The organism is Kosakonia sp., assembly GCF_032104925.1.
GTDB lineage: Bacteria > Pseudomonadota > Gammaproteobacteria > Enterobacterales > Enterobacteriaceae > Kosakonia.
Window position 1 is genome coordinate 101,439 of sequence record NZ_DAMCGF010000015.1, and the last position, 7,791, is coordinate 109,229.

The window sequence follows — 7,791 nt, forward strand, 5'->3', positions numbered from 1 at the left end:
AAAAAAGGCGCAGAGTGGTGAATAGCAGGCTATTTTAGGACTAAGCGTTATGGGGTATACGGTCGCGTTAACTGGCGGCATCGGCAGCGGTAAAAGCACCGTGGCAAATGCCTTTGCTGCATTGGGTGTTAATGTTATCGACGCGGATATTATCGCACGTCAGGTTGTGGAACCCGGAACCGAAGCATTACGCGCCATTGTCGGACATTTCGGCGCTGAAATGCTGCTTAAGGACGGATCACTGAATCGTCGTTTGTTGCGCGAACATATTTTTGCATCCCCAGCCGATAAAGCATGGCTAAACGGTTTGCTCCACCCGCTTATTCAAAAACTGACCCAGCACCAGATTGCGCAAGCGACGTCACCTTATGTACTGTGGGTTGTTCCGTTGCTGGTGGAAAACCAGCTTTATGATAAAGCCGATCGCGTTTTAGTCATCGACGTCCCGGTTGAGACACAAATTTTACGCACCATGCAGCGCGATGGCGTCAGCCGAGAACATGCAGAAAAAATTCTCACGGCTCAGGCCACGCGTGAAGCGCGACTTGCCATCGCGGATGATGTTATTGACAATAATGGCGCACCAGATGCGATAGCATCGGATGTTGCCCGCCTGCATGCAGCCTATCTACGTTATGCTTCGCAGGCCGTATCACAGGAAAAACCGTAATGCACACCCACATCCTTTTTGAACATCCGCTTAATGAAAAGATGCGTACCTGGCTGCGCGTTGAGTTTTTACTGCAACAACTTTCGGTTCATTTACCGGTAAGCGATCACGCAGGCGCGCTGCACTTTTTCCGCAACGTAGGTGAATTGCTGGATGTGTTTGAGCGGGGCGATACCCGCACTGAATTACTGAAAGAGCTGGAACGTCAGCAACGTAAACTGCGCGCCTGGAGCGAAGTGCCCGGCGTTGATCTCAATCGTATTGAGGCTATCCGCCAGCAGTTGAAAGAGAGCGGCGCTGTGTTGATGACCGCACCACGCATCGGTCAGTTATTACGTGAAGATCGCCTGATTGGGCTGGTGCGACAGCGCCTGAGTATCCCCGGCGGATGTTGTAGTTTCGATTTGCCCACGTTGCATATGTGGCTGCACTTACCGCAAGAACAGCGCGATGCGCAAATCGAAATATGGCTTGCAAGCCTTGAACCGCTGCGCGCAACGCTATCGCTGATCCTTGATCTTATTCGCAACGCTGCACCATTTCGTCGCCAGACCAGCCTGAATGGTTTTTACCAGGATAATGGCGAAGATGCCGACCTTCTGCGCCTGCAATTGCCTTTGAAAGAGCGTTTATATCCACAAATTTCCGGCCATAAGAGCCGCTTTGCTATACGTTTTATGCCCCTCGACAGCGAAAACGGCCTGGTACCGGAGCGGCTGGATTTTGAACTGGCCTGCTGTTAAGGAGTTCCGTAATGACTGAAGCTACGATGGTTAACTGCCCAACCTGCGGCAAAACTGTGGTCTGGGGTGAAGAAAGCCCGTTTCGCCCCTTCTGCTCCAAACGCTGCCAGCTTATTGACTTAGGTGAATGGGCTGCAGAAGAGAAGCGTATTCCAAGTTCAGGCGATCTCTCCGACAGCGATGACTGGAGTGAAGAGCAGCCGTAATCGCCAACGAACCGGCTGGCGTGTTGCTTAGCGCTGCGCCAGCCTGGTAATAACGGGTTCATTCGCCGGCGGGAAATCTTCCGCATTCAGCTTATCCTGCGCTATCCACTCGCCTGGTTGTCCCTCTTTACCCCAGGGCTGCCCTTCCCAGCGCTCTACCAGCCAGAACCACAACGTGATATGGCGATCCGGGAACTGATATTCCAGCTTATCAAACAGTACCGCTTCAACAGGTGTTATACCCACTTCTTCCTGTAGTTCGCGGATCATGGCCTGCTCAGGGGTTTCACCGGCTTCAATCTTGCCGCCGGGGAATTCCAGTTTATTTGCCATATGCGCATCGGCGGCTCGCCGGGTAATAAAGATTTCTCCTTGCGGATTACGGATGATCCCTACGGCGATGTTGAGTATTTTCATTCTGCAGATCCCATAAAAAAGGCGCAGATATCTGCGCCTTCGTAATTATTATTAACGCGTTATGCCAGACGCCCGTGGCACTGTTTGTATTTTTTACCGGAACCACACGGGCACGGATCGTTGCGCCCTACTTTGCGTTCGCCAGTTTGTGCGGCAAGTTCAGCCGCAGCGGCGGATTCGTCATCCTGGTGGCTCAGTTGCTGCATCTGCGCCAGACGTTCAGCTTCCTGACGGCGCTGCTGCTCCATCTCTTCCACTTCTTCCGGCATACGCACCTGTACCTTACTCAGCGTGCTGATGACTTCGTATTTCAGCGACTCCAGCATCGCAGCAAACATGGCGAAAGATTCACGCTTATATTCCTGCTTCGGATCTTTTTGCGCATAGCCACGCAGGTGGATACCCTGACGCAGATAATCCATCGCCGCCAGGTGCTCTTTCCACAAGGAATCAAGCGTTTGCAGCATTACGCCTTTTTCGAAGTGACGCATCATCTCTGCGCCAACAACTTCCTCTTTGCGCTGATAGGTTTCAACCGCGCTTTGCAGAATACGTTCACGCAGCGTTTCTTCATGCAGATCCGGCTCTTTATCCAGCCATTCTGCGATCGGCAGGTCGAGGTCGAAGTCGTTTTTCAGACGTTCCTGCAGACCAGGAACATCCCACATCTCTTCCAGAGACTGCGGCGGAATATGACCATCAATAGTCGCTTTAAAGACATCTTCACGAATGCTGGTAATCGTTTCGCTAACATCAGATACGTCCAGCAATTCGTTACGCTGGGTGTAAATCGCGCGACGCTGATCGTTGGCCACATCATCGTATTCCAGCAGCTGCTTACGAATGTCAAAGTTGCGGCTTTCCACTTTACGCTGGGCGTTGGCAATGGCTTTGGTGACCCACGGGTGTTCAATCGCTTCGCCCGGCTTCATCCCCAGCTTACGCATCATGCCGGAAACACGGTCGGAGGCAAAAATACGCATCAGCGCATCTTCCATGGAGAGGTAGAAACGGGAGGAACCCGCATCACCCTGACGACCGGAACGACCACGCAACTGGTTATCGATACGGCGTGATTCGTGACGCTCAGTACCGATAATGTGCAGGCCGCCAGCCGCCAGCACCGCGTCGTGACGCACCTGCCAGTCGGCTTTCACTTTGGCGATTTGCTCAGGCGTTGGATCTTCGATCTCAGCCAGCTCAGCCTGCCAGCTCCCGCCCAGCACGATATCCGTACCACGACCGGCCATGTTCGTCGCAATGGTCACCGCACCGGTGTATCCCGCTTGCGCCACGATATCTGCTTCTTTGGCGTGGAATTTGGCGTTCAGAACGTTGTGCTTGATGCCCGCTTTTGTCAGCTCATTGGACACAACTTCTGATTTTTCGATGGAGATAGTCCCCACCAGCACTGGCTGTCCTTTAGCCGTACGCTCTTTAATGTCTTCGATAATCGCCTGAATTTTTTCCGCTTCAGTCATATAGACCAGATCCGGCATATCTTTACGGATCATTGGGCGGTTAGTCGGAACGACAACGGTATCCAGTTTATAGATTGAACTGAATTCGAACGCTTCGGTATCCGCAGTACCGGTCATCCCGGCGAGTTTTTCATACAGGCGGAAATAGTTCTGGAAGGTGATCGAGGCCAGAGTCTGGTTTTCATTCTGGATTTCCACGCCTTCTTTGGCTTCAACGGCCTGGTGCAGACCATCGGACCAGCGACGACCCTGCATGGTACGCCCGGTGTGTTCATCAACGATAATGACTTCGCCATCTTTCACGATGTAGTCAACATCGCGGGTAAACAGCGCGTGGGCACGCAGAGCAGCAGTGACGTGGTGCATCAGCATGATATTCGCAGGAGAGTAGAGCGACTCGCCCTCTTCCATGATGCCTTCTTTTACCAGCAGCTCTTCAATCAGCACCAGACCACGTTCGGTCAGGGTAACCTGACGCGCTTTCTCGTCTACGGAGAAGTGGCCTTCACCCTGGAAAGTGTCAGAATCTTCTTTCTCCTGACGAATCAGATGCGGGATGATTTTGTTCACTTTTTTATACAGATCGGAGCTGTCTTCCGCCGGACCAGAGATGATCAGCGGAGTACGCGCTTCATCGATCAGGATGGAGTCGACCTCATCCACCAGTGCGTAGTGCAGTTTACGTTGCACGCGTTCTTCAGGGCTGAACGCCATGTTATCGCGCAGGTAATCGAAGCCGTATTCGTTGTTTGTACCGTAAGTAATGTCAGCGGCGTAGGCTTCGCGTTTAGCAACAGACGGCATGCCCGGCAGGTTGATGCCAACGCTCAGGCCGAGGAATTCAAACAGTGGACGGTTATTTTCGGCGTCACGTTGCGCCAGATAGTCGTTCACCGTTACGACGTGCACGCCTTTACCGCTCAGGGCGTTCAGGTAGGCCGGCAATGTTGCGGTTAATGTTTTCCCTTCACCGGTACGCATCTCTGCGATACAGCGATCGTTAAGCACCATACCGCCCAGCAGTTGCACGTCGAAATGGCGCATGCCAAACACGCGTTTACTCGCTTCTCGCACGACAGCGAACGCTTCTGGTAGCAGGCTATCTACGCTTTCGCCTTTTTCCAGACGCGCGCGAAACTCAGCAGTTTTACCTTTCAGCTCGTCATCGCTGAGCTGCTCCATGGCCGGTTCCATGGCGTTAATCTGGGCAACAGTTTTACGCATGCGACGCAGCGTACGATCGTTACGACTACCGAATACTTTAGTTAACAAATTGGTAAGCATAATAAAAATCTCAAGCGCCCCGTTTTACGGAGCTAAAAAATGGATAAAAAGACTCGTTTTTTAGCTGAGACGCTGAGGCCCGGCGCGGATACCTTGTACCTGGCTTATCCAGGTGGAAACGCGAAACGCGGTATGCGGTACGAAGGTGGTTTGGGCTGCAAGACGAACAATTGCTGGCGGCTTACTTTCCAGCGTCAGCAGCGCGCTGAGCGTGTCCAGCAAAGCAAGATGGTGTGCCTGAATCGGCAACGGCTCTTCCGTTGCCACCGGCAGCGCTTGCGGTGCCATGGCGAACGAAAGGTGGCGAATAACGGTGCGAATGGCATGTTGATGCCAGTAGTCGACGGTGAAGTTCGGACGGCGTGTGGCTTCCAGCAAGGCAAAGCTGCTGAAATTGACCGCGCTGGCGTTATCGTGATTGCGGGTCGTTTCGCGTGCTGGCTGAGCGGTTTCTGTATTGCAGGCAAGTGCAGGCAAACCAAAACTCGCCGCGACCATCCCTAATAAGAGATGCGGCCAGAAATAGCGTCTGCCAAATTGTCGCCAGCGCGTCAGTATTCCGCTCACTTGCTCCACCCTAAAATCACACCTGTCTCAAAATGCGTCAGTGTATGTCGTTTTGCGCCCCAAATCTTACCACTAAAGCCATCACGCCACAGCAGTATTCGGGCATAGCAAGGCAGAAAACTGGACAGGAAAGCAGCAGTCGCGCTAAAAAAAGCGGGAGAAAGGTTTTGAATTTAATCCGCGCACCGGCGTTTTTGATGAAATGCACAAATAAAAACGACTGGTTTCCCTGACCGGAGAGAGTGCCAGGTTAACCAGTCGATTTTGAGGTTATGGCGTTACGCCAGAACCATTGACGGGGCTTTGAATGCCAGCGGCAGTTCTGCTTCGTCTTCGAAAGTCACATATTCCCAGGCTTCCTGTTTCGCCAGAACAGCCTGCAACAGTTTATTATTCAGAGCATGACCAGATTTATAAGCGGTAAATGCACCAATAATATTGTGACCACACATGAACAGATCACCAATTGCATCCAGCATTTTGTGGCGAACAAATTCATCTTCGAAACGCAGGCCGTCTTCGTTCAGTACGCGATAATCATCAACTACGATGGCACAATCGAAGCTACCGCCCAGGCACAGTCCACGAGACTGGAGGTATTCGATATCACGCATGAAACCGAAAGTACGCGCGCGACTAATCTGGCGCATAAACGCGTCGGCAGAGAAGTTCATTGCGTAACGTTGCGTACTGGCATCAATTGCCGGGTGGTTAAAGTCGATGGTGAAGTCGAGTGTAAAACCGTTATGCGGTTTGAACTCAGCCCACTTGTCACCGTCTTCAACGCGCACCGTTTCTTTGATGCGAACAAATTTTTTGGCGCTGTTCAGCTCTTCGAGCCCTGCATCCAGCAGCAGGTAAACGAATGGTGCTGCACTGCCATCCATAATCGGAATTTCCGGCGCGTCAACTTCAACAATAATGTTGTCGATGCCTAAACCCGCCAGAGCAGCATTCAAGTGCTCAACGGTTGAAATGCGCACGTCATGCTCGTTGACCAGACAAGTACAGAGCATTGTATCACGCACAGATTTAGCATCAGCCGGGAAGTCTACCGGTGGATTTAAGTCAGTGCGACGATAGATGACCCCGGTATTTGCCGGCGCAGGGCGCAACGTCAGTGTGACTTTTTTGCCGGTATGTAAACCGACACCAGTCGCCTGAACGATACGTTTAAGTGTCCTTTGTTTGATCATCGTATAATCTCGCCTAATTACCAATCCATCCAAATTGTATAACACAATCGGACGGCCAGTTTAGCACAAAGAGCGACGAAGCCCAACTTCCAGCAAATTCTTAATCGGCTTGTTTACGCAAAAACGCTGGAATATCCAGATAATCAGGCTCTTTGGTGGTCTGCGGCGTATTGTCGTTAACCACTTTCGCTGGTTTCTGCTCCTGCTGCATCGGCTGCATGCCGTGCTGCTGATAGCGATCCATTACCGGCTGCTGCGCTTGTTTATTGGTGACCAGGGTAATTTCCGGACGCTTGTCCATACCGATACCGGTCGCAACAACAGTAACACGCAGTTCGTCATTCATATCCGGGTCAAGGGAAGTACCGATAACCACGGTTGCGTTATCCGATGCAAACGCACGGATAGTGTTACCCACAGTCTCGAACTCATCCAGACGCAGGTCAAAGCCCGCCGTAATGTTAACCAGCACGCCTCGCGCACCAGACAGATCGATATCTTCCAGCAGCGGGCTGGAAATCGCCATTTCGGCCGCTTCTTCCGCGCGATCTTCGCCGCTGGCAACGCCAGAACCCATCATCGCGTAGCCCATTTCGGACATCACGGTACGCACGTCAGCAAAGTCGACGTTCATCAGACCCGGGCGCGTAATCAGCTCGGCAATACCCTGCACTGCGCCTTTCAGAACATCGTTCGCCGCGCCAAATGCGTCCAGCAAAGAAATACCACGACCCAGCACTTTCAGCAGTTTGTCGTTAGGGATGGTAATCAGCGAGTCCACATGCTTAGACAGCTCAGTAATCCCCTGCTCCGCAAATGCCATACGCTTCTTGCCTTCAAAATTGAAAGGCTTGGTCACGACAGCAACGGTCAGGATACCCAGATCTTTTGCAACTTCAGCCACTACAGGTGCCGCACCGGTACCGGTACCGCCGCCCATTCCCGCTGCGATAAAGACCATGTCAGCACCTTCCAGCGCAGCGCGTAGCGCTTCACGATCCTCTTCCGCCGCGTTACGGCCAACTTCAGGGTTTGCCCCAGCGCCCAGACCTTTGGTGATACCACCACCGATCTGAATGGTTTGCCCCACCGCTGTTTTACGCAACGCCTGTGCGTCGGTATTCACCGCGAAGAACTCAACCCCTTCGATGCGCTCGCGCACCATATGCTCTACGGCGTTACCGCCGCCGCCACCGACGCCGATGACTTTAATCACCGCGTCGTTGG

The 7,791-nt window shown here is 52.6% G+C and carries 8 protein-coding genes; 3 read left to right on the forward strand and 5 right to left on the reverse strand.

The features are described 5' to 3' along the window. The first annotated feature begins 49 nt into the window (after window positions 1-49). Genes coaE through yacG form a run of 3 tightly spaced genes read left to right on the forward strand, consistent with a single transcriptional unit; the run spans window position 50 to window position 1,619 of the window. Window positions 50-670, forward strand: coding sequence for a dephospho-CoA kinase (gene coaE, locus RT644_RS21695; protein WP_313628061.1), 621 nt, complete (start codon window positions 50-52; stop codon window positions 668-670). Beyond that, entirely contained in the window at window positions 670-1,413 is a 744-nt protein-coding gene (zapD, locus tag RT644_RS21700; protein ID WP_097406981.1) for a cell division protein ZapD, read from the forward strand. The genes coaE and zapD overlap by 1 nt, the downstream gene beginning before the upstream one ends. Window positions 1,414-1,424: 11 nt before the next feature. After that, complete coding sequence (gene yacG, locus RT644_RS21705) at window positions 1,425-1,619, forward strand: DNA gyrase inhibitor YacG (protein WP_160271175.1); 195 nt, start codon at window positions 1,425-1,427, stop codon at window positions 1,617-1,619. Between the two features lie 27 nt (window positions 1,620-1,646). Here yacG and mutT read toward each other — a convergent pair whose 3' ends face one another. The 5 genes from mutT to ftsZ form a co-directional block, all read right to left on the reverse strand. Next, on the reverse strand, window positions 1,647-2,036 hold the full coding sequence (gene mutT / locus RT644_RS21710; protein WP_020456554.1) for an 8-oxo-dGTP diphosphatase MutT: 390 nt from the start codon (window positions 2,034-2,036) through the stop codon (window positions 1,647-1,649). A 59-nt stretch (window positions 2,037-2,095) separates the two neighbouring features. Further along, the gene (secA, locus tag RT644_RS21715) at window positions 2,096-4,801 is read right to left on the reverse strand and encodes a preprotein translocase subunit SecA (protein ID WP_020456553.1); all 2,706 of its coding nucleotides are present in this window, start codon (window positions 4,799-4,801) and stop codon (window positions 2,096-2,098) included. 60 nt (window positions 4,802-4,861) lie between these two features. Next, on the reverse strand, window positions 4,862-5,368 hold the full coding sequence (gene secM / locus RT644_RS21720) for a secA translation cis-regulator SecM (RefSeq protein ID WP_313628064.1): 507 nt from the start codon (window positions 5,366-5,368) through the stop codon (window positions 4,862-4,864). 278 nt (window positions 5,369-5,646) lie between these two features. Next, entirely contained in the window at window positions 5,647-6,564 is a 918-nt protein-coding gene (gene lpxC / locus RT644_RS21725) for a UDP-3-O-acyl-N-acetylglucosamine deacetylase (RefSeq protein WP_020456551.1), read from the reverse strand. Window positions 6,565-6,664: 100 nt separating this feature from the next. Beyond that, window positions 6,665-7,791, reverse strand: a 1,127-nt coding sequence (gene ftsZ / locus RT644_RS21730) for a cell division protein FtsZ (protein ID WP_313628065.1), incomplete at its 5' end; no start/stop codon positions are given.

Coding starts and splice junctions, on each gene's coding strand:
- coaE (WP_313628061.1), top strand. CDS start 50: ATGGGGTATACGGTCGCGTTAACTGGCGGCATCGGCAGCGGTAAAAGC.
- zapD (WP_097406981.1), top strand. CDS start 670: ATGCACACCCACATCCTTTTTGAACATCCGCTTAATGAAAAGATGCGT.
- yacG (WP_160271175.1), top strand. CDS start 1,425: ATGACTGAAGCTACGATGGTTAACTGCCCAACCTGCGGCAAAACTGTG.
- mutT (WP_020456554.1), bottom strand. CDS start 2,036: ATGAAAATACTCAACATCGCCGTAGGGATCATCCGTAATCCGCAAGGA.
- secA (WP_020456553.1), bottom strand. CDS start 4,801: ATGCTTACCAATTTGTTAACTAAAGTATTCGGTAGTCGTAACGATCGT.
- lpxC (WP_020456551.1), bottom strand. CDS start 6,564: ATGATCAAACAAAGGACACTTAAACGTATCGTTCAGGCGACTGGTGTC.